25 protein-coding genes are annotated in these 25,501 nt (G+C 52.5%); 11 read left to right on the plus strand and 14 right to left on the minus strand.

Annotated elements, in window-relative coordinates; genetic code table 11:
- Positions 1-4: 4 nt before the first annotated feature.
- Positions 5-937, minus strand: coding sequence for a bifunctional riboflavin kinase/FAD synthetase (gene ribF / locus OCU43_RS20520; protein ID WP_091361772.1), 933 nt, complete (start codon positions 935-937; stop codon positions 5-7).
- Positions 938-1,030: 93 nt separating this feature from the next.
- Positions 1,031-2,524, minus strand: a complete 1,494-nt coding sequence (gene murJ / locus OCU43_RS20525) for a murein biosynthesis integral membrane protein MurJ (RefSeq protein WP_245756642.1) — start codon at positions 2,522-2,524, stop codon at positions 1,031-1,033.
- Positions 2,525-2,938: 414 nt separating this feature from the next.
- On the opposite strand from murJ, the gene rpsT reads away from it, so the two are divergent.
- Positions 2,939-3,205 carry a 30S ribosomal protein S20 gene (gene rpsT / locus OCU43_RS20530; protein ID WP_091361774.1) on the plus strand — a complete coding sequence of 89 codons (267 nt, stop codon included), beginning with the start codon at positions 2,939-2,941 and terminating at the stop codon, positions 3,203-3,205.
- A 118-nt stretch (positions 3,206-3,323) separates the two neighbouring features.
- On the opposite strand, the gene proB is transcribed toward rpsT, so the two are convergent.
- The 4 genes from proB to rplU form a co-directional block, all read right to left on the minus strand.
- Entirely contained in the window at positions 3,324-4,448 is a 1,125-nt protein-coding gene (proB, locus tag OCU43_RS20535) for a glutamate 5-kinase (RefSeq protein ID WP_091361775.1), read from the minus strand.
- A 70-nt stretch (positions 4,449-4,518) separates the two neighbouring features.
- The gene (gene cgtA / locus OCU43_RS20540; protein WP_091361777.1) at positions 4,519-5,715 is read right to left on the minus strand and encodes an Obg family GTPase CgtA; all 1,197 of its coding nucleotides are present in this window, start codon (positions 5,713-5,715) and stop codon (positions 4,519-4,521) included.
- A 162-nt stretch (positions 5,716-5,877) separates the two neighbouring features.
- On the minus strand, positions 5,878-6,135 hold the full coding sequence (rpmA, locus tag OCU43_RS20545) for a 50S ribosomal protein L27 (RefSeq protein ID WP_091361779.1): 258 nt from the start codon (positions 6,133-6,135) through the stop codon (positions 5,878-5,880).
- Positions 6,136-6,159: 24 nt separating this feature from the next.
- Entirely contained in the window at positions 6,160-6,471 is a 312-nt protein-coding gene (rplU, locus tag OCU43_RS20550; protein WP_091361781.1) for a 50S ribosomal protein L21, read from the minus strand.
- A 232-nt stretch (positions 6,472-6,703) separates the two neighbouring features.
- Here rplU and ispB point away from each other — a divergent pair, with 232 nt between their 5' ends.
- Positions 6,704-7,672, plus strand: a complete 969-nt coding sequence (gene ispB / locus OCU43_RS20555; RefSeq protein ID WP_091361783.1) for an octaprenyl diphosphate synthase — start codon at positions 6,704-6,706, stop codon at positions 7,670-7,672.
- Positions 7,673-8,046: 374 nt separating this feature from the next.
- Here the strand turns inward: ispB and OCU43_RS20560 are convergent, their stop codons facing one another.
- Entirely contained in the window at positions 8,047-8,679 is a 633-nt protein-coding gene (locus OCU43_RS20560) for a thiopurine S-methyltransferase (protein WP_091361785.1), read from the minus strand.
- Positions 8,680-8,814: 135 nt separating this feature from the next.
- Between OCU43_RS20560 and fabA the strand changes: the two genes are divergently transcribed.
- Positions 8,815-9,330 (plus strand): bifunctional 3-hydroxydecanoyl-ACP dehydratase/trans-2-decenoyl-ACP isomerase, encoded by a 516-nt coding sequence (gene fabA, locus OCU43_RS20565; RefSeq protein WP_091361787.1) that lies wholly within the window; start codon positions 8,815-8,817, stop codon positions 9,328-9,330.
- Positions 9,331-9,410: 80 nt separating this feature from the next.
- Entirely contained in the window at positions 9,411-10,628 is a 1,218-nt protein-coding gene (fabB, locus tag OCU43_RS20570) for a beta-ketoacyl-ACP synthase I (RefSeq protein ID WP_091361789.1), read from the plus strand.
- Positions 10,629-10,686: 58 nt separating this feature from the next.
- On the opposite strand, the gene OCU43_RS20575 is transcribed toward fabB, so the two are convergent.
- From OCU43_RS20575 to moaA, 4 genes are all read right to left on the minus strand, one after another.
- The gene (locus tag OCU43_RS20575; protein ID WP_091361791.1) at positions 10,687-11,496 is read right to left on the minus strand and encodes a lysophospholipid acyltransferase family protein; all 810 of its coding nucleotides are present in this window, start codon (positions 11,494-11,496) and stop codon (positions 10,687-10,689) included.
- Positions 11,493-11,972 (minus strand): cyclic pyranopterin monophosphate synthase MoaC, encoded by a 480-nt coding sequence (gene moaC / locus OCU43_RS20580; RefSeq protein WP_091361793.1) that lies wholly within the window; start codon positions 11,970-11,972, stop codon positions 11,493-11,495. Before moaC ends, OCU43_RS20575 begins: the two co-directional genes overlap by 4 nt.
- Positions 11,969-13,093 (minus strand): 1-acyl-sn-glycerol-3-phosphate acyltransferase, encoded by a 1,125-nt coding sequence (locus OCU43_RS20585; RefSeq protein ID WP_091361795.1) that lies wholly within the window; start codon positions 13,091-13,093, stop codon positions 11,969-11,971. Before OCU43_RS20585 ends, moaC begins: the two co-directional genes overlap by 4 nt.
- Positions 13,094-13,194: 101 nt before the next feature.
- Positions 13,195-14,205, minus strand: coding sequence for a GTP 3',8-cyclase MoaA (moaA, locus tag OCU43_RS20590; protein WP_091361796.1), 1,011 nt, complete (start codon positions 14,203-14,205; stop codon positions 13,195-13,197).
- A gap of 97 nt (positions 14,206-14,302) precedes the next feature.
- Here moaA and OCU43_RS20595 point away from each other — a divergent pair, with 97 nt between their 5' ends.
- Positions 14,303-14,668 (plus strand): SirB2 family protein, encoded by a 366-nt coding sequence (locus OCU43_RS20595; protein ID WP_245756638.1) that lies wholly within the window; start codon positions 14,303-14,305, stop codon positions 14,666-14,668.
- Between the two features lie 6 nt (positions 14,669-14,674).
- Here OCU43_RS20595 and rfbD read toward each other — a convergent pair whose 3' ends face one another.
- Positions 14,675-15,607: a dTDP-4-dehydrorhamnose reductase gene (gene rfbD / locus OCU43_RS20600; RefSeq protein WP_091361799.1), complete on the minus strand. Its 933-nt coding sequence runs from the start codon at positions 15,605-15,607 to the stop codon at positions 14,675-14,677.
- Positions 15,608-15,827: 220 nt separating this feature from the next.
- Here rfbD and OCU43_RS20605 point away from each other — a divergent pair, with 220 nt between their 5' ends.
- From OCU43_RS20605 to OCU43_RS20630, 6 genes are all read left to right on the plus strand, one after another.
- Positions 15,828-16,484: a TetR/AcrR family transcriptional regulator gene (locus tag OCU43_RS20605; protein ID WP_091361801.1), complete on the plus strand. Its 657-nt coding sequence runs from the start codon at positions 15,828-15,830 to the stop codon at positions 16,482-16,484.
- A 273-nt stretch (positions 16,485-16,757) separates the two neighbouring features.
- Positions 16,758-18,305 (plus strand): ABC transporter ATP-binding protein, encoded by a 1,548-nt coding sequence (locus OCU43_RS20610; RefSeq protein ID WP_091361802.1) that lies wholly within the window; start codon positions 16,758-16,760, stop codon positions 18,303-18,305.
- Positions 18,302-19,411, plus strand: coding sequence for an ABC transporter permease (locus tag OCU43_RS20615; RefSeq protein WP_091361804.1), 1,110 nt, complete (start codon positions 18,302-18,304; stop codon positions 19,409-19,411). The genes OCU43_RS20610 and OCU43_RS20615 overlap by 4 nt, the downstream gene beginning before the upstream one ends.
- Positions 19,412-19,415: 4 nt before the next feature.
- Positions 19,416-20,342, plus strand: a complete 927-nt coding sequence (locus tag OCU43_RS20620; protein WP_091361805.1) for an ABC transporter permease — start codon at positions 19,416-19,418, stop codon at positions 20,340-20,342.
- A gap of 249 nt (positions 20,343-20,591) precedes the next feature.
- A complete protein-coding gene (locus OCU43_RS20625; RefSeq protein WP_091361807.1) occupies positions 20,592-21,683 on the plus strand; it encodes a BMP family ABC transporter substrate-binding protein in 1,092 nt (363 codons plus the stop codon).
- Between the two features lie 95 nt (positions 21,684-21,778).
- On the plus strand, positions 21,779-22,741 hold the full coding sequence (locus OCU43_RS20630; protein WP_091361808.1) for an isopenicillin N synthase family dioxygenase: 963 nt from the start codon (positions 21,779-21,781) through the stop codon (positions 22,739-22,741).
- Between the two features lie 36 nt (positions 22,742-22,777).
- Here OCU43_RS20630 and OCU43_RS20635 read toward each other — a convergent pair whose 3' ends face one another.
- Together OCU43_RS20635 and OCU43_RS20640 are read right to left on the minus strand one after the other, a co-directional pair.
- Positions 22,778-24,289: a DHA2 family efflux MFS transporter permease subunit gene (locus tag OCU43_RS20635; protein ID WP_091361810.1), complete on the minus strand. Its 1,512-nt coding sequence runs from the start codon at positions 24,287-24,289 to the stop codon at positions 22,778-22,780.
- The gene (locus OCU43_RS20640; RefSeq protein ID WP_091361811.1) at positions 24,286-25,491 is read right to left on the minus strand and encodes an HlyD family secretion protein; all 1,206 of its coding nucleotides are present in this window, start codon (positions 25,489-25,491) and stop codon (positions 24,286-24,288) included. The genes OCU43_RS20635 and OCU43_RS20640 overlap by 4 nt, the downstream gene beginning before the upstream one ends.
- Between the last annotated feature and the right edge of the window lie 10 nt (positions 25,492-25,501).

The following is a 25,501-nucleotide window of genomic DNA, read 5'->3' on the forward strand; positions in this document are numbered from 1 at the left end:
CTGCTTACAAGGCACCTGTCAGAAAATAGTTTCTGACCTGTTTAATATCGTTATCTATCTGTTGCTTCAGTTTTTCCAGCCCTTCAAACTTCTTTTCAGGGCGAATAAAGGCTTTAAATTCGACACTCAGCAGCTGACCATAAAGATCGCTGTCCAGATCGAACAGATGTGCTTCCAGCACTGGCTGTTTGCCATTGACGGTCGGGCGCATTCCAACATTAGCAATCCCTTCTGCAGTCAGATTTTTACCCGTCACTGTCACGGCATAGACACCGTTGAGCGGGCAGTGAAACCGATGCATCCGCACATTTGCCGTGGGAACACCGATGGTACGCCCAAGCTTCTGACCATGCATCACCCGTCCAGTCACCCGGTAGGGGCGGCCCAGCAGTCGCTGCGCCAGTACCAGATCATTATTCTGCAGCGCAGTCCTGATCCGGGTACTGCTGACCCGTTCACCATCCACATCAAAGGTTTCAGTATTCACCACACTGAAACCATAACGCTCACCGCTCTGACGCAGCATGTTGTAGTCACCACTGCGATCACAACCAAAACGGAAATCATCACCAACGACAAAATGCCTGACTGCCAGTCCCTTCAGCAACAGCTCATCGACAAATTGATCTGCACTCATGGTGCGCAGACGTTCGTTAAAGGTCAGACAAAGCACCCGGTCCACGCCATTGGCTTTAAGCAATCGTACCTTTTCATCAAAACGGGTCAACCGGGGGGGGGCCTGACTACCGGAAAAGAACTCTCTTGGCTGAGGTTCAAAAATAATCACCACGGCCGGCAGCCCAAGTTCCCGCCCTTTGCGCAGCACCTGGGCTAACACCTGCTGATGCCCCAGATGCACGCCATCAAAATTGCCGATCGTTGCAACACAACCTTTATGCTTGTCACGCAGATTATGCAGACCCCGAATCAGCTCCATATCACCTCAATCTCATCAGCAAATAAAAATAAGCGCGAAATTATACCTCAGTTAGAGCAATATCCGCCATCCGTCAGCACCAATACTGGCCGATTAATGGCGCAGATGCCGCAGTCGCATCCCTGTTATCAGCAGAACCAACAGATACACAGTCGCACCTCCGCCCACCAATACCGCCATATGCGAGACCCGCTGCCACATATCAAACCGCAGCCATTGCTCAGCACTTCCCGCAAGCAGTAGCAGAAAACCGATCATCGCCAGATTGGCCACACCAACCTGCAGCAACCACTTAAACCAGCCTGACTGCCAGGTAAACACTCCCTCTTTCAGCAACCCCCGCAACAACAGTCCGGCATTCAGAAATGCCGAAAGCGTGGTCGCTAAAGCCAGCCCGGCATGGGCCAGAGGCCAGATCAGTATCAGATTGAGCACCATATTCACCACCATAGCAACAATACCGATCTTTACCGGGGTTTTGGTATCCTGACGAGAAAAATAGCCAGGGGCCAGCACCTTGATCAACATAAACGCCAGCAGACCACAGGCGTAGGCGCGCAGACTCATCGCCGCCATGGTCACATCCCGGTCAGCCATCTCACCATAGTGAAACAGGGTTGCAATCAATGGCTCAGCCAGCACCAGCAACGCCATCGCGGCGGGCAGCCCGATCAGCAGCACCATCCGCATCGCCCAATCCAGAGTGCGGGAAAAATGCTCAGTACTTTTCTCCGCATGCCTGCGTGACAGACTGGGCAGAATAACGGTCGCAATGGCGATGCCAAACACCCCCAACGGCAGCTCCGCCAGACGATCAGAATAATAAAGCCAGGAAACGCTGCCGGTCTGCAGAAAAGAAGCCAGCAACGTATCCAATAGCAGGTTGATCTGACTGACCGATACCCCAAACAGTGCCGGAATCATCAATTTAAGAATCCGCCTGACCCCCTCATCCCTGAACCCCAGGGTTGGCGCAGGCAACAACTGAATCCGCCAGAGAAACGGCAGCTGAAACAATAACTGCGCAGAACCTGCAATCAACACTCCAATCGCCAGCGCCATCACCGGCTGTTGAAACAGTGGCTGCATCCAGATGGCCGCACCGATCAGCGAGAGATTCAGCAGCACCGGAGTAAAAGCGGGTACAGCAAAACGCTCATAACTATTCAGAATACTGCCCGCCAGAGCGGTCAGGGATATCAGCAGCAGATACGGGAAGGTGAAACGCAGCATATCGACCGCCAGCCCGTAGCGTAGCGGATCGTTCATATAGAAACCCGGCGCAAAGATCGCCGCCAATACCGGCGCGCCCAAAACCCCCAACAGGGTCACCACAATCAGCACCAGCCCCAGACTACCGGCTACCCGGTCAACCAGATGCTTGACCGCAGCCAGATCTTTAAGGCTACGATATTCCGACAATACCGGCACAAACGCCTGAGAAAACGCTCCTTCAGCAAACAGACGGCGAAGAAAATTAGGAATTTTAAAGGCAACAAAAAAGGCATCAGCACTACTGCCAGCGCCAAAATAATTCGCCACCACGACATCCCGGATCAGCCCCATAACCCGTGAAAGCATAGTCATCAACCCGACCAGCGCACTGGAACGCAGCAAGCCGCGGGCTTTGGGAGCTGCGTCTGGCGGCTCTGGGCTATGAGGGCCAGGGGTATCGGGTTGAGAGCCTTGCGGCGATGTTTCTGTATTGCTCAAGAGGTGCTTTCCTGCCAGCCAAGTCGATGGTGCAGATAATACCGATTAAGTGGGCAAAATGCTTGCGTAAACCTTTCGTAAATATAGCCCCGCCCTGGACCCTCCGCTACAGCACCCGGACAATCGCCACCGATTTATTCACACTTAGCTATTGACACTTGCCGGGCAAACATGAATAATCTCGCGTCTTAATTTTCGATGCTCAGTAGTTATAAATGAACGCCGGGGCATCACAATATCGATTAACTTACATCGATTAACTTTTACCTAGTTTAGAGGAGTCGGATTGTGGCAAATTCCGCAGGATCCCGTAAACGCGCTCGCCAAGCCGAGAAGCGCCGTCAAAATAACGCGAGTCTGCGTTCCATGGTTCGCACTTACGTTAAAAAAGTAGTGGCAGCTATCGAATCTGGCGACCACGCAGCTGCATCTGCAGCATTCGTTACCGCTCAGCCATTAATGGACAGCGCTGTAACTAAAGGCATTTTCAACAAGAACCAGGTTGCCCGCAAGAAGAGCCGCCTGAATGCCTCTATCAAGAAACTGGCTGCCTAATCTCCCAGAGATTCGATTTGAGGCGTAAGCCTTTAAGACGTAAGTAGCGATAAAAAAACCGGCCATGGCCGGTTTTTTTGTTTCTTACTTTTTGCTTCTTACATCGATGAGACCAGACTCATGCCAGCACCAGATTATCCCGGTGCACCAACTCCTGCTCCCCGACAAAACCAAGCACTGTCTCAATATATGAGCTGGGGTGACCGATAATCTTCTGCGCATCTTCAACGCCATAATTCACCAAGCCCCGGCCAATTACCCGACCATGCTCATCCGATATCACCACCATCTCACCACGGGAGAATGAACCGGTCACTGCACGCACTCCCGCCGGCAGCAGACTCTTACCCCGATCAACCAGAGCGGTCACTGCCCCCGCATCCAGAGTCAGCGTACCCCGTGCCTGCAAATGCCCTGCAATCCACTGCTTACGGGCTGCCATCGGCGATTGCTCAGGCACCAGCACCGTTCCCAGATGATCCGCCTGCCGCAACTTCAGTAAAACATCATCCTCACGACCACTGGCAATCACAGTGACAGCACCCGAACGCGCTGCCAGCCTGGCAGCCCGCACTTTAGTCGCCATCCCCCCCTGACCCAGCCGACCACCCGTACCAGCCATAGCATCAAGCGTACTATCACCCGCCATCGCTTCAGAGATCAATGTCGCATCAGGATTACTCCGGGGATCTGCGGTATACAAACCGCGCTGATCGGTGAGTAAAATCAACGCATCAGCCTCGACCAGGTTTGCCACCAAGGCACCCAGTGTGTCGTTATCACCGAAGCGAATCTCTTTAGTGACCACCGTATCGTTCTCATTCACCACCGGCACCACACCCACCGACAGCAGCGTCTTCAAAGTCGCCTGAGCATTAAGATAACGCTTACGATTGGAATGATCTTCATGGGTGAGCAGAATTTGAGCCGTCAGAGTGTTATGCCGCTTAAAATTGGCCTCATAGGCCTGCACCAGCCCCATCTGCCCCACCGCCGCTGCAGCCTGCAACTTGTAGACTTCATGGGGACGGTTTTTCCAGCCCAGACGAACTATACCCTCCGCAATAGAACCAGAGGAGACCAGCACGATCTCAACTCCCTCACGCCGCAGCTGAGCCAACTGATCAACCCAGCGACCAATCGCCGCCAGATCAAGCCCCTCACCATCATTTGTAAGTAACGCACTACCAATTTTCACCACCCATCGCCGGGAGGTTTTTAGCCTATTACGCGCTTGACTCACTGACTTCACTCTCTTGAAAGACCCGCCCCATCCTGGGTTCCAGCCTCAGCCAGGACAACCTGAGCAGGTATTAATTTTTCACATATTCGACTTCAACATCGTAATCATCATCGTCAAAGTCATCAAAATCATCATCGCCACGACGCTTAGCACGGATCTCAGCACGCATCTGCTCGATCCGCTCACGACCTTCGCGGTCGATAGACCGGCGCACCTGAAGCTCAGCTTCAGCCAATTCTGAATCTTCCGCCAACTGCACCGCCAACTGATCAAGAAACACCTGGATATCCCGTACCAGCTGCTGAGTCCCCATCTTGTTGATCGCCGATATACGATAGACAGGACCATCCCAGCCCAAGGCATCAACCACCGCCTGACAGCGCTCTTCCTGCTCAGCTTCCGGCACCATATCCAGCTTATTCAATACCAGCCAGCGGGGCTGTGCCGCCAGAGTCGGACTAAACTTTTCCAACTCTCTGACAATCACCTGAGCAGAATCAGCTGGCGCCACACCATCCCAGGGCGCCATATCAACAAGATGTAGCAAAATACGGTTACGTGCCAGATGCTTCAGAAACTGAATCCCCAGTCCGGCCCCCTCTGCAGCACCCTCGATAATGCCGGGAATATCGGCAATTACAAAGCTCTTATGCTTCTCAGTACTCACCACCCCCAGATTTGGCACCAGGGTTGTGAAGGGGTAGTCAGCAACTTTAGGGGTCGCCGCAGAGACCGAACGGATAAAGGTCGATTTACCCGCGTTCGGCAACCCCAGCAAGCCAACATCCGCCAACACTTTCAGCTCCAGCTTGACGTTACGGGTCTCACCCAGACTGCCGCTGGTTGTCTGACGCGGTGCCCGGTTGACACTACTCTTAAAGCGGGTATTACCCAGGCCATGAAAGCCACCCTGAGCAATCTTCTCAACCTGACCTACCTTAGTCAGATCTGCCAACACCTCATCGGTATCGATATCCACCACGGTGGTGCCTACCGGCACCTTCATAATCAGGTCGTCACCCTTGGCACCGGTACAGTTTCTACTCTGCCCGCCCTTACCATTCTGAGCGCTATAACGGGGCTGAAAGCGATAATCTATAAGTGTATTCAGCGACTCGTCCGCTTCCACAAAAACCGACCCGCCATCACCACCGTCACCCCCATCAGGGCCACCCTTAGCGATAAACTTTTCCCGGCGAAAGCTCATGCAGCCGTTGCCGCCCTTACCCGCCTCTATTGTGACCGTCGCTTCATCTACAAACTTCATTCTACACCCCCAGCTATACTGGTAATCTGTGCACACCACCTGCCAACAAACTGGCTGTTGATAAGACCCGTATCGAAGACCTTTTCAACAACTAGCTCAATCAGCCACTAAAAACAAAAAAAGCCCCGCAACCGCGGAGCTTTTTTTAGCATAAAAGCCTTATTAAGCGGTTTCTACAGTAATGTATTTACGCTTTTGCGGGCCTTTAACAACAAACTTAACAACGCCGTCTGCAGTTGCAAACAGAGTATGGTCTTTACCCATACCTACGTTTTCACCAGCGTGGAACTTAGTACCGCGCTGACGAATCAGAATGTTACCTGCTGTTACAACCTGACCACCGAAACGCTTAACACCTAAGCGTTTCGACTCGGAATCACGACCGTTACGGGTACTACCTGCCGCCTTCTTATGAGCCATTTGTCACTCTCCTCTCAAACAGTCTTAGGCATTAATGCCAGTGATTTTTACTTCGGTGAAGTGCTGACGGTGACCCATCTGCTTCATGTGGTGCTTACGACGCTTGAACTTCATGATATGAACTTTCTTAGCGCGACCGTGGCTAACAACCTCAGCTGTCACCTTAGCACCTTCAACAACCGGCGCACCGATCTTAACATCATCACCGTTAGCTACCAGCAAAACACGGTCAAATTCAACATTTGAACCAGCTTCTACAGCCAGCTTTTCCAGCTTCAGCGTGTGGCCTTCCTGAACTCGGTATTGCTTACCACCGCTCACAATTACTGCGTACATTTTAATCTCCAGTTTAAAACCCGCCCTGCTACTAAATAAGACGCCTACTTCTAATGGATATTAATAACCATATGGTAGGGAGCGAATTTGGATGGGTTAGGGCGCGAGATTATATAGAAACATAACAAACGACTCAAGTATAAATATAGATAATAACCTGACTTTCTTGACACCCGGATAAGCACCCCCTAGCATGCGCCCATACAAATTTCAGAGTCTAGTATCAGTCCCCATGCTGCCACATCAGTTAAATCCAGTTATTGAGCCGCAATTCGAAGCGGTAAACAATTATATTATCAACCACTTACACTCAGGTGTACCGCTGGTTGAGAAGATCGGACATTACATTGTAGAGAGCGGCGGCAAACGGATCAGACCGCTACTGGTACTACTGGCAGCCAATGCCGCCGGTTATAAAGGCGAGCATCATGTTCAACTGGCGGCAGTGATTGAGTTTATCCACACCGCTACCCTGCTACACGACGACGTCGTTGATAACTCAGAGCTGCGGCGTGGCAATGATACCGCCAATGCCAAGTGGGGCAACGCCCCCAGCGTTCTGGTGGGTGACTTCCTCTACTCCCGTGCTTTTCAGATCATGGTTGAGATCAACAAGATGGAGATCATGAAAGTGATTTCCAACGCCACCACGATTATCGCCGAAGGCGAAGTGATGCAACTACTGAACGCCCGCAACCCAGACACCACCGAAGCCTCATATATGCAGGTTATTCTGGGGAAAACCGCAATGCTGTTTGAAGCGGCTACCGAGACCGGTGCCATTCTGGCGGACGCAGAACAAGAGCAACAGGAGGCACTGCGCCTCTATGGCCGCCATATCGGTATCGCCTTTCAGATCATTGATGATGTGATGGACTATCTCAGCAGCGCTGAAGAGATGGGCAAAAATGTCGGTGATGATCTGGCCGAGGGCAAAGCAACCCTGCCACTGATCCACGCCATGCGCGAAGGCAACGACGAGCAGCGCGCACTGATCCGCCAGGCGATCCGCAAAGGCGGACTCGACGACCTGCAACCGATCATGGAGATCGTCCATGCTACCGGCTCAATCGATTACGCCCGTGATATCGCTTACGGCGAGGCGGATAAAGCGATTAAAGCACTGGATGTCTTGCCGGACAGCTCATTCAAACAGACCATGATTCAACTGGCAGACCTCGCAGTTAAGCGGAGCAGTTAAGAGCAGTGGCTAGATCGTCGCAAAAGGCGCGACTGGCTAGTTGTTAGAAAAAACCTTCTTAATGGGCTTTGATAAGAACGTGGATAGTAAGTGAGGATGGTCGCTCTTTATTCTTATAACTTACAAGCAGCCTGATAACTGCTTTGAGTTTGATTTTTCTATCAAGCGAAGCGTCTAGCTAGAACGTCACAAAAAACGTGACTTACTAGTTGTCAGAAAAAACCTTCTTAACAAGCTCTAATGATAACGTGCATAGTAAGTGGGCACGGCTGATTTGCTCTTATAACTCAAAGCGGCCTGATAGCTGCTTTGAGTTTGATTTTTCTAGCAAGCGAAGCGTCTAGCTAGTCACGTTTTTTGTGACGATCTAGCCCCTATCTCCTATCCCTCATGATATAAACCGACTCCACCTCTGCACGTCCGCTCCGCCCCATCCCCGTCTGCGCCGTAAGCTTTTCAATACTAAAGCGATCACCATAAAGTGCCTGAACCTCCTCCTCGGTTACGGAAAAGGGCGGGCCTTCAGCATCATCGAATTCAAGGGTTATCAGCAACATGCCGACGCCTGCGGGAAGCTGCTCAGTCAGCGTCTGGGCATAGCGTTTACGCATCGGTTCGGGGAATGCCACCAGCGCGGCGCGATCATAGACCCAATTGATTGTCTTAAACTCTGCGGCGGGCAAGGTAAAAAAATCACCACACAGCAAGCGCAACCCATCTTTCTCTCGCAGACTAAAATCACCTGTCTGCTGCACCGTTACGGGCACTTCTTGCTCATCCCAGAACGCCTGACAGGCCAGTTCGTTCAGCTCGACACCGGTCACCTCATGCCCCTGCTCCCGCAGCCAGAGCATATCGATGCTTTTACCGCACAGCGGCACAAGGACTCGTCCCGCACCATCAGCCTGTAATTCAGACCAGCAGTGTTTGAGCAGGGGGTTAACCTGCGACTGATGAAAACCGATACGGCCGCTACGCCAACGTTCGTGCCAAAATTCGCTGTGCATTTTCTTTAAAGCCCTCAAAAACGACCTAATCTGGCCGAATTTTCCGTTTTTGGTGATACAGGTCGTGATCCCAGACCACTAACCCGGTATAATCCCCCGATATTTTGGCTAAAAAAAAGTGGATATACAGCTCAAATGACAAAACCTTCCTCATTCAATCGAGAAGAACTTCTTCAGTGCGGTCATGGCGAAATGTTCGGCGAGGGCAATGCACGACTGCCCGTCGGCAACATGTTAATGATGGACCGCGTCACTATGATCACCGGCGAAGGTGGAAAATATGGCAAAGGCTATATCGAAGCGGAGCTGGATATCCATCCTGACCTGTGGTTCTTCGACTGTCACTTTCCAACTGATCCGGTAATGCCTGGTTGCTTAGGCCTGGACGCTATGTGGCAGATCGTTGGCTTCTTCCTGGGCTGGCGTGGCAATAAAGGTCGCGGTCGTGCACTGGGTTGTGGTGAAGTGAAGTTCACAGGCCAGATTCTGCCAACAGCAAAAAAAGTGACCTACCGTATCGATCTGTCACGGGTTATTGAACGTAAACTGGTGATGGGTATCGCTGATGGCTCCGTTTCAGTCGATGGCCGCGAGATATACACTGCGAAAGATCTGCGTGTAGGCCTGTTCGTATCTACCGATAGCTTCTAATCTTATAAGCCTGAATGCAGGCTTTAGCTCTGCTGTAGATCTATACTTACAATGTTTTTACTGAATAAAAGAGGCATCCTATGAGACGTGTCGTTGTTACCGGAATGGGTATCGTATCTTGCCTGGGTACTGATAAAGAAGCCGTCCTGGACTCACTGAAAGAGGGCCGTTCCGGCATCAAATTTCAGGAAGAGTATAAAGAGATGGGGTTTCGCAGCCAGGTAGCTGGCAGTATTGATCTGGATTACACAGACCTGATAGACCGCAAACTGGTGCGTTTCATGGGTGATGCTGCAGCTTATGCGTATCTGTCTATGGAGCAGGCGATCAAAGACGCTAACCTGAGCGAAGATATGGTATCTAACGTGCGCACCGGCCTGGTGGCAGGTTCCGGCGGCGCATCCTCTGCTGATATCGTTGAAACGGCAGATATTCTGCGTACTAAGGGCGTTCGCCGCGTTGGACCTTACCGGGTAACCCGCACCATGGGATCTACCGTTTCGGCCTGTCTGGCAACCCCTTTCAAGATTAAGGGTGTTAACTACTCCATTACGTCTGCCTGTGCTACCAGCGCCCACTGTATCGGTAATGCGATGGAACAGATCCAGCTGAACAAGCAGGATATTGTTTTCGCGGGTGGCGGTGAAGAGCTGCACTGGTCCCTGAGTGTGATGTTTGATGCCATGGGCGCTTTGTCCAGCAAATATAACGACACTCCGGAGAAAGCGTCCCGTGCCTATGATGCCAACCGTGATGGTTTTGTTATCGCTGGCGGTGGCGGCATGCTGGTTCTGGAAGAGCTGGAACACGCCAAAGCCCGTGGCGCCAAGATCTATGGCGAACTGGTCGGCTATGGTGCCACTTCCGATGGCTATGACATGGTTGCCCCATCTGGTGAAGGCGCTGTGCGCTGTATGCAGCAAGCGATGAGCACCGTTGATGGCAGCATCGATTACATCAACTCCCACGGCACCTCTACACCCGCGGGTGATATTCAGGAGCTGAAGGCGATGAAAGAGACCTTCGGTGATCAGATGCCACCTGTCAGCTCTACCAAGTCACTGACCGGTCATTCTCTGGGCGCTACCGGTGTTCAGGAAGCGATCTACAGCCTGCTGATGATGGAAAACAGTTTCATCTGTGCATCAGCCAATATTGAGGAGCTTGATCCTGCAGCAGAAGGCCTGCCGGTTGTCACCGAACGTCGTGACAATGTTGATCTGCAACGGGTGATGTCTAACAGCTTCGGTTTCGGCGGTACCAACTCGACTCTGGTGTTCCAGAAATACACCGGCTGAGTATTTTAGCCGATAAAAAAACCCGCCTTCCGGCGGGTTTTTTATTTATTCCTGTCTGTTAAACAGACTCTTCATCGACCACCTTCAGGTCTCGCATCTGCGCTTCCAGCCAGCCGATTGAGTCAGCGTGAATCTCATCAACGGAACGATCCGCCACCGGCACAGGAGTGCCCACCCGAACCGTAATTGTCCCCGGATATTTGATATAACTTTTGCCCGGCCAGAAGAGCCCGGCATTATGCGCTAACGGCACAACCGGCACCTGAGCACTGGCCGCCAGCATCGCACCGCCTTTATTGAACTTACCCAGCTTGCCGGTTTCGACCCGGGTCCCCTGAGGAAAGATAACGACGTTAATCCCCTCTTCGAGACGCTCTTTACCCTGAGTCAGCAACTGTTTTAAAGCCCCCCGACGTTTACTACGGTCCAGCGCAATCGGCTTTAACATCCCCAGAGCCCAGCCAAAAAAAGGAATTTTTAACAGCTCCTGCTTCAACACCGCACTCTGCGGACGAATCAGGGTCTGCAAAAAAAATGTCTCCCATTCACTGGAGTGGTTAGCAACCACCACATAGGCCCCTTCACTCCCTGAAGGCAGGTTTTCCCGCCCCTCAACCCGGTATCTGACGCCACAGGTGAGATAGAGCCATAACATGGTGAAGTAGTTCATCAGCGTGAAGAGCTTAAAACGGGGACGAAAAGGTAACGCCCAGCCCACCAGCAGACAGAACGCGGCAAACACCAGGGTGACCGGATAAAAAACAATATAAAAGAGCGTCGCCCGCAGGTATAAAAACAGTGAGGGTTTTCGCATCATCGCCTGATCTTCCTTTTGGGCACTTTCATCAATGTTTACAACAGGTTTCAAGGGTTCACCTGCCAGTGGCCACTTTTCCCGCCACGTTTCTCTAACAGTTTTACCTCAGAGATAACCATCCCTTTATCCACCGCTTTGCACATATCATAGATAGTCAGGGCGGCAACCGATGCAGCGGTCAGCGCTTCCATCTCAACCCCGGTCTGGCCTGCCAGTTTACAGGTCGCCAGAATCAGCACCGCATCTGACTCCGGCTGAGGCGTCAGCTCAACAGAGACCTTACTCAGCATCAGCGGATGACACAAAGGGATCAGATCAGAACAGCGTTTGGCCGCCTGAATACCGGCGATTCGGGCCACCGCCAGCACATCACCTTTTTTATGCTCACCCGCCGTAATCATATGCAGCGTTTCGGGCAGCATCTTAACCACAGCCTGAGCTGTCGCTTCGCGGGTGGTGACGGCCTTATCCGACACATCAACCATATTCGCATGCCCTTTCTCATCCAGGTGCGTCAGACGGCTCATGCAACCTCCTGCGGTTTCTGTTTATTCAATACCGGATTGGCATACATCTGTCGCAAAATTTTTGCCGCAGACTCGGATAGTCCCTCGGTACGGGCTGTAAACAGCGTTTTCTGCTCATCGCTGATGCTGTCCTGATCGACTCCCGCTGCCAATAAATTGGAGGGATGCAGATAATAGTTGTCAATAATCTGCCGGTCGATCTCCGCTGCCAGCTCTTCGGGGGTATTCTTAGCGGTGATTACGTCGCCAAACGCAACGTGCACATGACCCTTGTTGCCGGTAATCCCGGTAACAATACTGTCGATATCCTCAAACTGAGCTTTCTGATATTCCCCCCCCTGGGACTTGCAGTCCAGCTCCTGCGCCTTGGCCCGGTCACAGGGGTCATACTCATAGGAGATTGAAACAGGCACGATTTTTACCCGCTCAAGAAACTCTGCAAAGCTACGCTGTTTGCGGTGCGCCATATAGAACATTTTCAGGATAGCGGGGTCGGTAAAATCGTTACCATCCTTAGCCCGCCCTTCCCGCTGCGCAATCCAGACACTCGCCTCATCCTGCACCAACGAATGGTCAATATAAGCGGACAACTGACCTAAAGCGGTGAGCACCTCCCGCCCTTTCGCCGAACGGTTGACAATAAAACTCTTATTCAGACGCATCAGATCAGACACATAGGGCTTGCGCAGCAGGTTATCACCAATAGCGATACGCAGTGTATCAAAGCCGTTCTGATACAAAGCCCAGTTAACAAATGCCGGGTCCATCGCTATATCCCGGTGGTTTGACACAAACAGGTAGGCCTCATCCTGTTCAAGATTTTCAATACCGCTGCAGGAAAGACGGCTAGTGGTACGTCCAATCATCTTGGTCATATAGCCGGCAATCAGCAACTGGAAGTCCTGAATGCTTTCGATCTCTCCGGTTTTCTGCGCCAGATATATACGTACTGCGGGTTTCAGCAACCAGCCAAACAGAGATGCCATCTGGGGAAACTGATATCGGGTCAATACTGAGATAAGTTCATCGTCATGGATCAGCCGGTTCAGAACATCACTTACCTCGCTATCATGGTAGGGGCGGATATTCTGAAATGGATCATTGATAGAGCTGGCTGCCATTCTGCCTCCTGAGGCACTGCGAATATTAAGGCGGGTATTTTACAGGGAGATAGGAATAATTTCAGCGCACTTTACCAATTCTTTAAATTAATCGATCCAGCTCAGCCTCCGGTCATATTCATAAACCTGACAATCTGTGGTGTTTCATCAGCCAGATCAAAATGGTGCTGCTCGGGTTTCAGCTCCATTGCCTGTATCAGGTGCTGTTTCAGCACCTCAATATCGTTGGGATGCTCCCGGACCACCCGGCGCAGATCCATAGAGTGTTCATTGCCCAGACAGAGCAGCAGTCGCCCCTCCACGGTCATCCGCACCCGGTTACACTCACTACAGAAGTTGTGGCTGTGAGGGGAGATAAAACCTACCCGGCTGTCGCTATCGGCCATACGGTAATAGCGGGAAGGCCCGCCGGTTTTCTCATCACTGTCGATCAGTGCATACTCAGCCGAGATCATCTCCAGCAACTCATCACTGGAGCAATACATCTCGGCACGATCATGTTCGGTGATCGCCCCCAGCGGCATCTCTTCGATAAAGGTAATATCCACACCTTTGTGACGGGCAAACGCGATCAGATCCAGTACCTCATCATCATTACGCCCTTTCAGCACCACCGCATTGAGTTTAATCCGCTTAAACCCTGCAGCTATCGCCGCATCAATCCCCGCTAATACCTGTTCAAGCCGCCCGGTGCGGGTTAAGCGTTTAAATTTATCCGGCTGCAAACTATCCAGACTAATGTTCAGCCGATCCACTCCCAGCCGCTTGAGATCAGCAGCCATACCAGATAACTGTGAACCATTAGTGGTGATCAGTAACTCAGCCGGTAGCTGACCCAGCTGTTCCACCAGCGTCAGGATCCCCCGCCGTACCAGCGGCTCACCACCGGTAAGACGGATCTTATTCACCCCTAGTTCGACAAAAGCCCGGGCCACCAGATACAGCTCTTCCAGCGATAAAACCTCGCTGCGGGGTAGAAACTGCATCTCCTCAGCCATGCAGTAAACACAGCGGAAATCACACCGGTCGGTGACCGACAGACGGATATATTCAACTTTCCGGCCAAACCGGTCGACCAGTTGAGTGGCTCTGCTGTTCTGATTTATCTGCATACCTGGGTAGTATCTCTTGCGTATTTAGGTAAGAATATACCTGATTATTTTAGTCAGTTATTCAATCAATTGTTAGGCGAGTTTTCAAGCAATGTACATGGCACTTAAGCACACCCACATCACCTTTGCCGCTCTGAGCATACTTTTTTTCACCCTGCGCGGGTACTGGATGCTTTCAACACCGGAAAAGCTGCAACAACGCTGGGTCAGAATTACACCACATATTATCGACACCCTGTTGCTGATAAGCGCCATCGCCCTCACCATTACCATCAGCCAGTATCCCTTTACCCATAGCTGGCTGACAGCAAAGCTGATCGCACTGATCGCTTATATAGTGCTGGGCACAATCGCCCTGAAACGAGGGAAAACTAAAGGAATCCGCACACTGGCATTTGTTCTGGCGCTGACCTGTGCAGCCTATATCGTCTGGGTAGCACTGCACCACGCTGCGTTTCCCTGAGATCGGCTATGCGGTGATATCGTTAATCTCTTCATTCTGATACTGCTCACGAATCATCGCCACCAGTTGACTGCGCCAGGGCAACTGGCGGATACCAAAGTGATTCAGCAGCTTGGTACAGACCAGTACAGAGGAGGCCGGGCGTTCAGCATCACTGCCCAGCTCGGAAGAGCTGATAGGAATCAGCTTCTCGACTTTCAGTTTTTCATACTGGCCGGCAGCGGCCAGCACCGCTTCCGTAAAACCGTATCGGGTGGTGATCTCTGCACAGCAGTAGTGATAGGTACCCCAGTTTTCGGCACCATTATGCAGCTGTTTCAGTATCGCAACGATCACCCGGGCAATATCGCTGGCGGAAGTCGGGCAGCCCCGGCGGTCATCCGCGGCAACGATCTCCTCTTCCTGGCGCGCCTGAAGCAGCGCCCGGCGCATAAAATTATCGCCAATAGTGCTGAATACCCAACTGACCCGGAGAATCAGATGGCGCGGCAGCGTGGCGCGCAACACCTCTTCACCCTCCCATTTACTGTCACCATAGAGCCCCAGGGGGCGTGCCTGGTCATCCTCTTTATAACCACTCTCGTAGTGCCCATCAAAAACATAGTCTGAGGAGAGATGGATCAGCGGAATAGATAACTCGCCACAGGCCATCGCCAGATTCTCTACTGCGTCCCGGTTCAGCGCATAGCAGCGCTCAGACTGAGCTTCAGCCTGGTCAACCGCATTAAACCCGGTGGTATTGATCACATAGTCCGGCAGATGCTCATCCAGCCGTTTCTGCACCTGTTGACGATTGCTGATGTCCAGTTTCGCATCGGTGAAGGCCACCACAGAAAAGAACGGATCATTCTGGGTTGCCTGATTTAAAAAATAGCCAATCTGTCCATCCGCTCCGGTAATTAAAATTTTCGCCGGCGTGGTCAGAAAATCCTGTGTCATTAAGTTACAACTCCAGCAGTTTTGCTTTCAAATCAACGATACCATATCAAAACCATAGCGAAACCAAAAAAAGCGACCGGGATGATAAAGTTTTCTCAAAAAGATCAGAACCGGGAGCACGGTTTCGGCTATGGTTGCAAAGAGTCAGAATATATCACCGGACGAAAGATTCTTTTACGTTATAATTCTGACGCAACGTTTGGTAATACGAGACCGATTCATGCTGTTAGAGATCAGCTCACATAAGAGCGAAAAACCTGCAGGGCGAATTCGCCAGCGCAATGAACAACGGATTCTGGCAGCCGCCGAGCATGAATTTGCTGCCTGTGGCTTCAAAGGGGCCAGTATGCGGGAGATCGCCGCCCGGGCTGAGCTGCCAAAAGCAAATATTCATTACTACTTTAAAAATAAGCTGGGACTCTATTTCGCCGTGCTCAGCGATATTATCGACCTGTGGGATAGCACATTAAGCAATCTCAAAGCGGAGGATGACGCAGCTCAGAGCCTGACGCAGTATATCCGCAAAAAAATTGAGTTCTCCCGCGATCACCCTCTGGCCTCGCGAATTTTTGCCAGCGAAATTATCAGTGGCGGTCCGAACTTACAGGCTTACTTCAGTGAAGGCTATGAGGAGTGGTTCCGCTCCCGGACTGCGGTATTCGAGCAGTGGCAACAACAGGGAAAACTGGATGCCAACATCACCCCAAGCCATCTTATTTTCCTGCTGTGGTCCAGCACTCAGCACTACGCTGATTTTGCCCTGCAGGTTTCGTCGGCACTGGGCAAAAAAAGCCTGGATGATCAGGACTACGAACAAGCGATTAACACCCTCTGCCACATCATTCTCAAAGGCAGTGGCATCACCAGGGATCTGTGAGGCTGCCCTCCTGCGTCACGCCTCTGCTTGCATGCCTTACAAGAGTGCAGCGTTATGACACTGACGAACCGGTCTGGTGCATTGCGACAGTGCATGTTGTCACTGTTCCACACACCACTCCCCACAGGATTGTTCAGTGCGAATAGTGATCGGTCAGTGAAACAAATACTGACCATCTGGCCAGGTTTTTGCTTAACTGTAAGATATACAAGACTCAACCGGCTTGTTTGAGTATAGTTTTCCTTTTCTTCTATCATCGGCGAGGTAGCCCACGTGAAGCAGCATTCACCGCCCCCACGACTCTCCCTGCGCGGCATTACCAAACAATACCCCGGCTGTCTGGCTAACGATGATGTCCACCTGGATATCGCACCCGCAGAGATTCACGCCCTGCTGGGCGAGAATGGCGCAGGCAAAAGCACGCTGATGAAAGTGATCTACGGGCTGGTCAAACCGGACCGTGGCGAGGTGCTCTGGGATGGTTTACCCATCGAAGTAAAGGACCCGGCTCAGGCCCGCAAGATGGGTATCGGCATGGTATTTCAACACTTTTCGCTATTTGAAACCCTGACCGTGACTGAAAATATCGCCCTGGCACTGGGTGATGATGCCGGCGCACTGGATCAACTGGCAGAAAAAATTCGTACGGTGTCCGAAAAATACGGTATGACGATCAATCCAGAACGGGAGATACATACCCTGTCGGTCGGTGAGCGGCAACGGGTAGAGATCGTCCGCTGCCTGGTTCAGAACATCAAACTGCTGATTCTGGATGAACCCACCTCCGTATTAACCCCTCAGGAGGTGGATAGCCTGTTTATTACGTTGCGACAACTGGCCAGTGAAGGCTGCTCAATCCTGTTCATCAGCCATAAACTGAACGAAGTCAAAGCACTGTGTCATAACGCCACCGTACTGCGGGCGGGCCGCGTTTCCGGCGAGTGCGTTCCCGCAGAAGAAGATACCACCAGCATGGCTAAGCTGATGGTTGGCGATGATACACCGGTCAGCACCACCTACCCCAAAAAACTGGGGAGTACACCGCTGCTCTGTATCTCTGACCTGAATCTGCACAGCGATGATCCGTTTGGGGTGCATCTGAAACATATCAACCTGACAGTGAATGCCGGTGAGATAGTGGGCATCGCAGGGGTCGCCGGTAACGGCCAGGAGGAGCTGCTGGCAAGCCTGAGTGGCGAACACCTCTGCCCGGATGGGAAAACCATCACCTTTGCAGAAGATGCTGTGGCTGACCTTCCGCCGGATCAACGACGCCGGTGGGGACTGGGGTTTGTCCCCGAAGAGCGCCTTGGCCGTGGCGCTGTACCGGAGATGAGCCTGACCGAGAATGCCTTACTGACAGGGTTTCTCTCCGGACTGCTCAGCAAAGGGATGGTGGCCTGGAAAAAAGCCGAAACATTTGCCGACCAGATTATCGATCAATACCGAGTCAAAGCCGCTGGCCGCCATGCTCAGGCTGATAGTCTGTCCGGCGGTAATCTGCAAAAATTTATTATCGGCAGGGAGATCATGCAGAACCCCAAAATTCTGATCGCAGCCCACCCCACATGGGGGGTCGACATCGGTGCAGCAACCGCCATTCACAAAGCTCTGATTACCCTGCGTGATCAGGGAGCAGCCATTCTGGTGGTATCGGAAGATATCGACGAACTGTTCCTGATATCAGACCGCATCGGTGCAATCTGCAATGGCGCCCTGTCTCCGGTTAAGCCCACACCCGAATCATCAATACAGGAGCTGGGACGGATGATGGCCGGCGATTTTAGCCAGTCCGCCCATGAGGGGAGTGCTACCCTATGATTAAACTCGAACCCCGCGGCGAACGCTCTGCCACCATGGCCTATCTTTCACCGGTATTGGCGGCGTTACTGACAATGCTAACCGGTTTACTGTTGTTCACCCTGCTGAACGTTGATCCTGTGGAAGCACTGATCACAATTCTCTACGTTCCGATCTCTGATACCCACGGGATTGCCGAGCTCTGTGTTAAAACCGCACCGATACTGCTCTGCGCCATCGGCCTGTCGGTGGTTTTCAAAGCAAAAATCTGGAATATCGGTGCCGAAGGGCAACTGTTGATGGGCGGACTGTTCGGCAGTTATATCGCCCTGCAGCTGATTGAAGCAGAGGGCTTCTGGGTTCTCCCCATCGTCCTGATCGCCGGGATCCTGGGCGGTATGTTCTGGTCGGGTATCGCGGCAATCCTCAAAGTACGCTTCCATACCAATGAGATCCTGACCACCATTATGATGAACTATATCGCCCTCAATATTCTGCTCTGGGCGGTTCATGGGCCACTGAAAGACCCGGAAGGATTCAACTTCCCTGAATCAGCACTGTTTGGTGATTCTGCCCTGTTACCGGTTTTAATTGAGGGCACCCGGGTACATTTTGGGATGGCGCTGGCGCTGTTCGCAGTGGTTGCCGTCTGGGTTCTGATGAGTCGCAGTTTCTACGGCTTTCAGATCAAAGTGATGGGGATGGATGCCGGAGCCGCACGGCTGTCGGGCTTTAAAGAGAAACGACTGACCTACTTTGCGCTATTGCTGAGCGGTGGACTAGCAGGCCTGGCGGGCGTCGGCGAAGTGACCGGCCCCATTGGCCAACTGATCCCGCAGATCTCTCCCGGATACGGATACGCCGCCATTATCGTTGCCTTCCTCGGCCGCCTTCACCCTCTGGGCATTCTGTTAGCCAGTCTGCTCATGGCTCTGCTCTATATGGGTGGCGAGATGGCACAGATCAGTCTGGGATTACCTCTGGCACTCACCGGACTGTTTCAGGGTATGCTGCTGTTCTACCTGCTGGCCTGCGATGTACTGATCTCATTCCGGATACGCCTCAAACCCAGAAAAGTAAAAACCAGTACGCCCTTAACACCTTTAGCGTCTGAGACCCGAGGATAACCCCATGGATATAGATCTGATTACCAATATACTCTACGCCATGATCCGTACGGGAACACCGTTGCTAATCGTGGCGCTGGGAGAGCTCGTGTGTGAAAAAAGTGGCGTGCTGAATCTTGGCCAGGAGGGCATGATGCTGATGGGGGCCGTGGTCGGCTTTATCGTCACCCTGCTGTCTGGCAGCCTCCTGCTTGGATTTATTCTGGCGATGGTGGCAGGTGTTCTGATGTCACTTATTTTCGGTCTGATCACCATGGAACTCAGCGCTAATCAGGTTGCTACCGGACTGGCGCTGACCATCTTTGGAACCGGTTTGTCAGCATTTATCGGCAGTGAATTTGTTGGCAAACCCATTGAGGGTCTGGACCCTGTCTTTATCCCGGTACTGACCGACCTGCCCATCATCGGCCGGATGTTGTTTGGCCAGGACCTGATCGTCTACCTTTCCTTTATTCTGTTTGGTGCGGTTTACTGGTTTATCAACTACTCCCGCCCGGGGCTGGTCCTCAAAGCGGTGGGAGAGAACCCTCACGCCGCCAATGCCATCGGTCTGCCGGTCTTTAAAACCCGCTATCTGGCGATCATCTTTGGCGGGGCGATGGCGGGGCTGGCAGGCGGCTATCTTTCGCTGGCCTATACGCCTCTGTGGGCCGAAAACATGTCTGCAGGACGCGGCTGGATCGCCCTGGCACTGGTAGTGTTTGCCAGTTGGAAAGCGGAACGCGTACTCTTAGGGGCATGGCTATTTGGTCTGGCCAGCATCCTGCACCTGGTATTTCAGGGACTCGGCTTTGCGGTTTCGCCAAACCTGCTGGCGATACTCCCCTATTTGGCTACAGTGGTGGTACTGGTGATTCTGTCAAGCAATCAGACCCGTAGCCGCCTGGTGGCACCGATGTCGTTGGGGAATCCGTTCCATGCCAGAGGCTGACCGTCTGAATTTAGCTGCGCTCTGTTTTTGTGATCTGAATTAAAGCAATCACAGAGCCCATGCACCAGAATAAGGCAACTTTACCTATTCGATGATACCCTCGACAGATCCGATTCAGCAGGATGAGAGGATAACAACGGGATAACCAAAATATGACTAATTGGTCAGATTTTTGCTTAAACAGTTACAACTGACCAATAGGTCAACTTTTTGCCAGTCAAACCAAATGACTCAACAGGAGATGGACGCATGAAACGTCGTCAATTTAACAAACTGGTTACCGGTCTTGCTGCCGGTGTGTGCTTGTCAGCACTCTCCACCCTTTCAGCTCAGGCCGCCGATCCGCTCAAAGTTGGCTTTGTCTATGTCGGCCCGATTGGTGACCACGGCTGGTCATATCAGCATGATCAGGGACGTAAATCCGTTGAAGCGGAGTTTGGTGATAAAGTGCAGACCACCTATGTGGAAAACGTTGCCGAGGGAGCTGATGCGCAGCGGGTGATTTATAATCTGGCGAAAACAGGCCACAACCTGATCTTCACCACCTCGTTCGGCTTTATGAACCCGACGCTGAAAGTAGCTAAGCAGTTCCCCAATGTTGTCTTTGAGCATGCCACTGGCTACAAGATGGCGAAGAACCTGGGCACTTATATCTCCAAGACTTTCGAAGGACGTTATGTTGCCGGTTACGTCGCCTCTCAGGTGACCAAGAGCAATAAGATCGGCTATATTGCCTCCTTCCCTATTCCAGAGGTTATTCGCGATATCAATGCGGTACAGCTGGCACTGAACAAATACAACCCGGAAGCGGAACTCAAAGTCATCTGGGTAAACAGCTGGTTTGATCCGGGTAAAGAGGCTGACGCGGCCAACGCCATGATGGATCAGGGAGTTGACGTTATTCTGCAGCATACGGACAGCCCGGCAGCGATGCAGGCAGCAGAACGCCGTGGTATCTACGCGGTAGGCCAGGCCTCTGATATGTCCTCCTTCGGCCCCCACGCCCACCTGCTGTCGGTAGTTGATGAGTGGGGCCCTCACTACATCAGAACCGTTAAAGCCGTTATGGATGGTACCTGGGAAGCAAAAGCCAATGTCGAAGGGATGAAAGAGGGATCGATTGTTATCCCAGGGTTTAATGAAAGCATCCCAGCAGATGTTGTTACCCATGCAAAAGAGCTGATTGCAGGCATCAAAGATGGCAGCGTTTATCCGTTTGCCGGACCGATCAAAAATCAGGCAGGCGAGCTGGTTGTTGCTGAGGGCGAACGCCTGAACTATGAAGATCTGGAAAAAATGAACTGGTACGTTGAGGGCATCACCTCTGAGATCCCGAAGTAAGACCCGCCTGATTATTAAATAGCGACACCAACAACATCCCCCGCTATCACCGATAGCGGGGGGCTGGACTCACCAACCGTTGTTTACAAACCCTTATGAATATTCCTCTGATCGATATATCCAGTTTGTACTCTGATAATGAGACCGAGAAACTGAAAGTAGCTGAGGCCATCGATGCCGCATGTCAGAACAGCGGCTTTTTCTATATTCAGGGCCACCCTATCAGCAACGCCCGCATAAACGAGATGCGCGAGCTGTCGAAAGCGTTTTTTGCACTCCCGGAGGCGGAGAAGGTAAAAATCGATATCACCCTGTCTGCCAACCATCGCGGCTATGGCAAAATGAAAGCAGAGCAGCTGGATCCAGAGCGTCCTGGCGATATTAAAGAGACCTTTGATATGGGGCTGAATCTTGCGCCAGACCATCCGCTGATCGGACCTGATCGACCACTTTATGGACCCAACCAGTACCCGCAACAGCCGGCTGACTTTCAGCAAAAAATGGAGCGCCACTACTGGGATATGCTGGAACTGGGTAAAACGGTACTCAGCGCCCTGGCAATAGCCTTAGGCATCGACAAGGATTTTTTTGCCAACAAGTTTGAGCACCCACTGAGCGTACTACGTTTTATCCACTATCCGGAAGTACCGCAGGTTAATGGCGAAAAACATATTGGCGCAGGCGCCCATACGGATTATGGCTGCATTACCATTCTCTGGCAGGATGAAACTGGCGGACTGCAAGTACAGGACACAACCGGTAAATGGATAGACGCACCACCCATTGAGGGCGCATTTGTTATCAATATCGGTAATATGATGGCCCGCTGGAGTAACGATCGTTACAAATCCACCGCCCACCGGGTGTTCAGTCCCAGTGGACGGGAACGCTACTCCATGCCCTTCTTCGTCGAACCAGATTTTGATACCGATGTCAGCTGTCTGGAAAACTGTTGTGCCCCGGGCGAGACGCCGAAGTATGAGCCGATTTCCGCCGGTAACTGGATGATCTACTGCTTCAACAACACCTACGCCTACCGGGCTGAAGAGACCGCCTGAAGTGATCTTCGGTGTGATCCTTCTGCCGCGGTAAGATTAACGCCCTCTGGCAGAACTGAACGGCGGTTTGGCAAACCAGACCGCTGCCATCAGTGCCAGAAAGATCCATCCCAACAGAGCAAAATAATCCACGGTCGAGATCATATAAGCCTGCCCCTCAATCAACCGTTCAATACGGGCATAGTTTTGTAGCGAGGGTCCGCCGAGCAGATCCAGATAGTGCTGGGTTTGAGGACTATAAGCGGTGACATGCTCTGTCAGCAGCGCATGTTCAACCGCCGCCTGACGGTGCCACCACCAGGTGGTCAGCGATGATGCAAAACTCCCGCCCAGTACCCGTAAAAAGGTCGCCAGCCCCGAGCCATCAGCGATCTCATCATGTGACAGACTGGAGAGCAGAATGGTTGTCGCTGGCATAAAGAACAGCGCCACCCCCAACCCCATCCCCAGCTGTACCATAGCGATATGGTAGTAATCGATATCGATGGAAAACGCCGCCCTGGCAAAACTCGACAGTGACATCGCCAGAAACGCCAGACTGGTGAGCAAGCGCATATCCACCCGGTGACCAAAACGGCCCACCACCGGTGACAGAATGACCGGCACAATACCAATCGGGGCCGCGGCCAGCCCGGCCCACACCGCGGTGTAACCCAGCTGCGTCTGCAACCATACGGGCAACAACAGATTAAGACCAAAAAAAGCGGAATAGCCGAGCACCAGAGCAATGGTGCCAAAAGTAAAATTACGGTGACGGAATAAGCGCAAATTGATCACCGGATGCTTTTCGGTCAGCTCCCAGATCACCATAGCGATCAGTGACACCACGGCGACAGCCGCTCCATAGAGCACAAAGTCTGACTCAAACCAGTCCAGGTCGTTACCTTTATCCAGCACCACCTGCAGCATCCCGACTCCCAGCACTAACAGCGCCAGTCCAACATAGTCAATCGGCACTTTTTTGGTTTCATCCGGACGTTTGCCCAGCTGCGACCAGACAACCAGCATGGCAAACAGGCCGATGGGCAGATTGATAAAGAAGATCCACGGCCAGGAATAGTTATCGGTAAGCCAGCCCCCCGAAATAGGCCCCAGAATCGGTGCCACAACGGCCACCATCGCCAGCAGTGCCAGCGCCATTCCCCGCCGGGCTGGCGGATAGATCGATATTAGCAATGTCTGGGCGATGGGATAGAGGGGACCGGCAACAAACCCCTGCAATGCACGGAAAAACACCAGTTCGGGCAGCGATGTTGCGATCCCGCACAAAAAGGAGGTAAAGATAAACAAAAATACCGAGCCAATAAACAGTCGGACCTCACCAATACGCCGCGCCATCCACCCCGTCAGCGGCAGTGCTATCGCATTACACACCGCAAATGAGGTAATCACCCAGGTGCCCTGCTCACCGCTGGCACCCAGGTTGCCGGTAATCGATGTCAGGGCAACGTTGGCGATGGTGGTGTCCAGCACCTGCATAAAGGTCGCCAGCGCCAGTCCGATGGTGCAGAGCACCCGGTTTGACGGCATAAATCCGGCGTTACTCATTGGGCCTGTGTCACCTCAGCAGCAGGGTGCAGGTCAGCACTATTGTCCCGAATCAGCTGAGCCGCCAACAGATCTGCTTCCTGAAGCAGATGTTCATAGACATCGGTGGTATAACGGGCTTGGCGATGGGGCGTTGTTGCCAACACCTCGCCATCCTGCAGGCGCAGATCAACCTGTACCTGAGTCGACATCCCCATACGTAGCGGATGCTGCTGCAGTTCATCACTTTTCAAACCAATTCTCACCGGTACCCGCTGAACGATTTTAATCCAGTTACCGCTAGCGTTCTGCGCCGGCAACAGAGAGAAGGCACCTCCGGTACCCACCCCCAGGCTCTCGATCCGTCCCTGATAGTGGACCTCATCGCCATACAGATCGGCAACCACATCAACAGACTGACCTATCTGCATCTTGCTCATCTGAGTCTCTTTGAAGTTTGCGCTGATCCATAACTGATTCAGTGGAACCACCGCCATCAGCGGCTGACCCGGTTCAATCCGGGAACCCGGCTGGACATTACGCATCGCCACATAACCACTCACCGGTGCCACCAGATGCGTGCGGGCATGATTGATATACGCCTGTTGCAGCGCGGCTGTCGCTGTCTGCACGGAAGGGTGAGTGGCAACGGTTGTCCCCTCTACCAGCGCCAGCGTACTGTTTAACTGTTGCTGAGCGCTGGTCAAAGCATTTTCCGCCTCACCGAGCGCATCACGGGAGTGCGACATCGCCTCCTCTGACAGCGCCCCCGCCAAGCCCAGTTTACGCCGCCGGTTAAAATCACTGCGGGCCTGTTGTAACTGGAGTTTGCGGGTTTTCACCTGCGCACGGTAATTATCGACACTGGCAAACAGACCACGCACCTGGCGTACCGCGGTTGCCAGATCGGCTTTGGCCTTCTCCAGAGCGATCGTTTTATCGCTGGGGTCCAGCTCAACCAACACCTGCCCCTGCTCCACATAATCGCCATCATCGACATTGATACGTACCACCGTACCGCTTATCTGCGAGCCGATCTGTACCCGGTCACCATCAACATAGGCGTCTTCTGTATCCTCATAAAAACGGCCATAGAAGTACTCATAACCAAACACCCCTGCAGCAGCTACCAGCACCATCAAAAACAGGCTGCTCAATAGCACCCGGCGGCTCTTTTTTACAGACTCAGGCTGCTTTTCCGCCTGCTCTATCGCTTCACTCATCTCATCTGTT

It is taken from the genome of Amphritea atlantica (assembly GCF_024347255.1).
Classification (GTDB): Bacteria; Pseudomonadota; Gammaproteobacteria; order Pseudomonadales; family Balneatricaceae; genus Amphritea; species Amphritea atlantica.

Excerpts from the sequence above, each read along its gene's own strand:
- rplU (WP_091361781.1), bottom strand. The coding sequence starts at position 6,471 with ATGTACGCAGTAATTGTGAGCGGTGGTAAGCAATACCGAGTTCAGGAA.
- OCU43_RS20595 (WP_245756638.1), top strand. The coding sequence starts at position 14,303 with ATGGCACTTAAGCACACCCACATCACCTTTGCCGCTCTGAGCATACTT.
- rpmA (WP_091361779.1), bottom strand. The coding sequence starts at position 6,135 with ATGGCTCATAAGAAGGCGGCAGGTAGTACCCGTAACGGTCGTGATTCC.
- OCU43_RS20640 (WP_091361811.1), bottom strand. The coding sequence starts at position 25,491 with ATGAGTGAAGCGATAGAGCAGGCGGAAAAGCAGCCTGAGTCTGTAAAA.
- OCU43_RS20620 (WP_091361805.1), top strand. The coding sequence starts at position 19,416 with ATGGATATAGATCTGATTACCAATATACTCTACGCCATGATCCGTACG.
- OCU43_RS20630 (WP_091361808.1), top strand. The coding sequence starts at position 21,779 with ATGAATATTCCTCTGATCGATATATCCAGTTTGTACTCTGATAATGAG.
- moaA (WP_091361796.1), bottom strand. The coding sequence starts at position 14,205 with ATGCAGATAAATCAGAACAGCAGAGCCACTCAACTGGTCGACCGGTTT.
- OCU43_RS20605 (WP_091361801.1), top strand. The coding sequence starts at position 15,828 with ATGCTGTTAGAGATCAGCTCACATAAGAGCGAAAAACCTGCAGGGCGA.
- moaC (WP_091361793.1), bottom strand. The coding sequence starts at position 11,972 with ATGAGCCGTCTGACGCACCTGGATGAGAAAGGGCATGCGAATATGGTT.
- fabA (WP_091361787.1), top strand. The coding sequence starts at position 8,815 with ATGACAAAACCTTCCTCATTCAATCGAGAAGAACTTCTTCAGTGCGGT.
- ispB (WP_091361783.1), top strand. The coding sequence starts at position 6,704 with ATGCTGCCACATCAGTTAAATCCAGTTATTGAGCCGCAATTCGAAGCG.
- OCU43_RS20615 (WP_091361804.1), top strand. The coding sequence starts at position 18,302 with ATGATTAAACTCGAACCCCGCGGCGAACGCTCTGCCACCATGGCCTAT.
- OCU43_RS20585 (WP_091361795.1), bottom strand. The coding sequence starts at position 13,093 with ATGGCAGCCAGCTCTATCAATGATCCATTTCAGAATATCCGCCCCTAC.
- cgtA (WP_091361777.1), bottom strand. The coding sequence starts at position 5,715 with ATGAAGTTTGTAGATGAAGCGACGGTCACAATAGAGGCGGGTAAGGGC.
- OCU43_RS20635 (WP_091361810.1), bottom strand. The coding sequence starts at position 24,289 with ATGAGTAACGCCGGATTTATGCCGTCAAACCGGGTGCTCTGCACCATC.
- OCU43_RS20625 (WP_091361807.1), top strand. The coding sequence starts at position 20,592 with ATGAAACGTCGTCAATTTAACAAACTGGTTACCGGTCTTGCTGCCGGT.
- ribF (WP_091361772.1), bottom strand. The coding sequence starts at position 937 with ATGGAGCTGATTCGGGGTCTGCATAATCTGCGTGACAAGCATAAAGGT.
- fabB (WP_091361789.1), top strand. The coding sequence starts at position 9,411 with ATGAGACGTGTCGTTGTTACCGGAATGGGTATCGTATCTTGCCTGGGT.
- rfbD (WP_091361799.1), bottom strand. The coding sequence starts at position 15,607 with ATGACACAGGATTTTCTGACCACGCCGGCGAAAATTTTAATTACCGGA.
- murJ (WP_245756642.1), bottom strand. The coding sequence starts at position 2,524 with ATGACTATGCTTTCACGGGTTATGGGGCTGATCCGGGATGTCGTGGTG.
- OCU43_RS20560 (WP_091361785.1), bottom strand. The coding sequence starts at position 8,679 with ATGCACAGCGAATTTTGGCACGAACGTTGGCGTAGCGGCCGTATCGGT.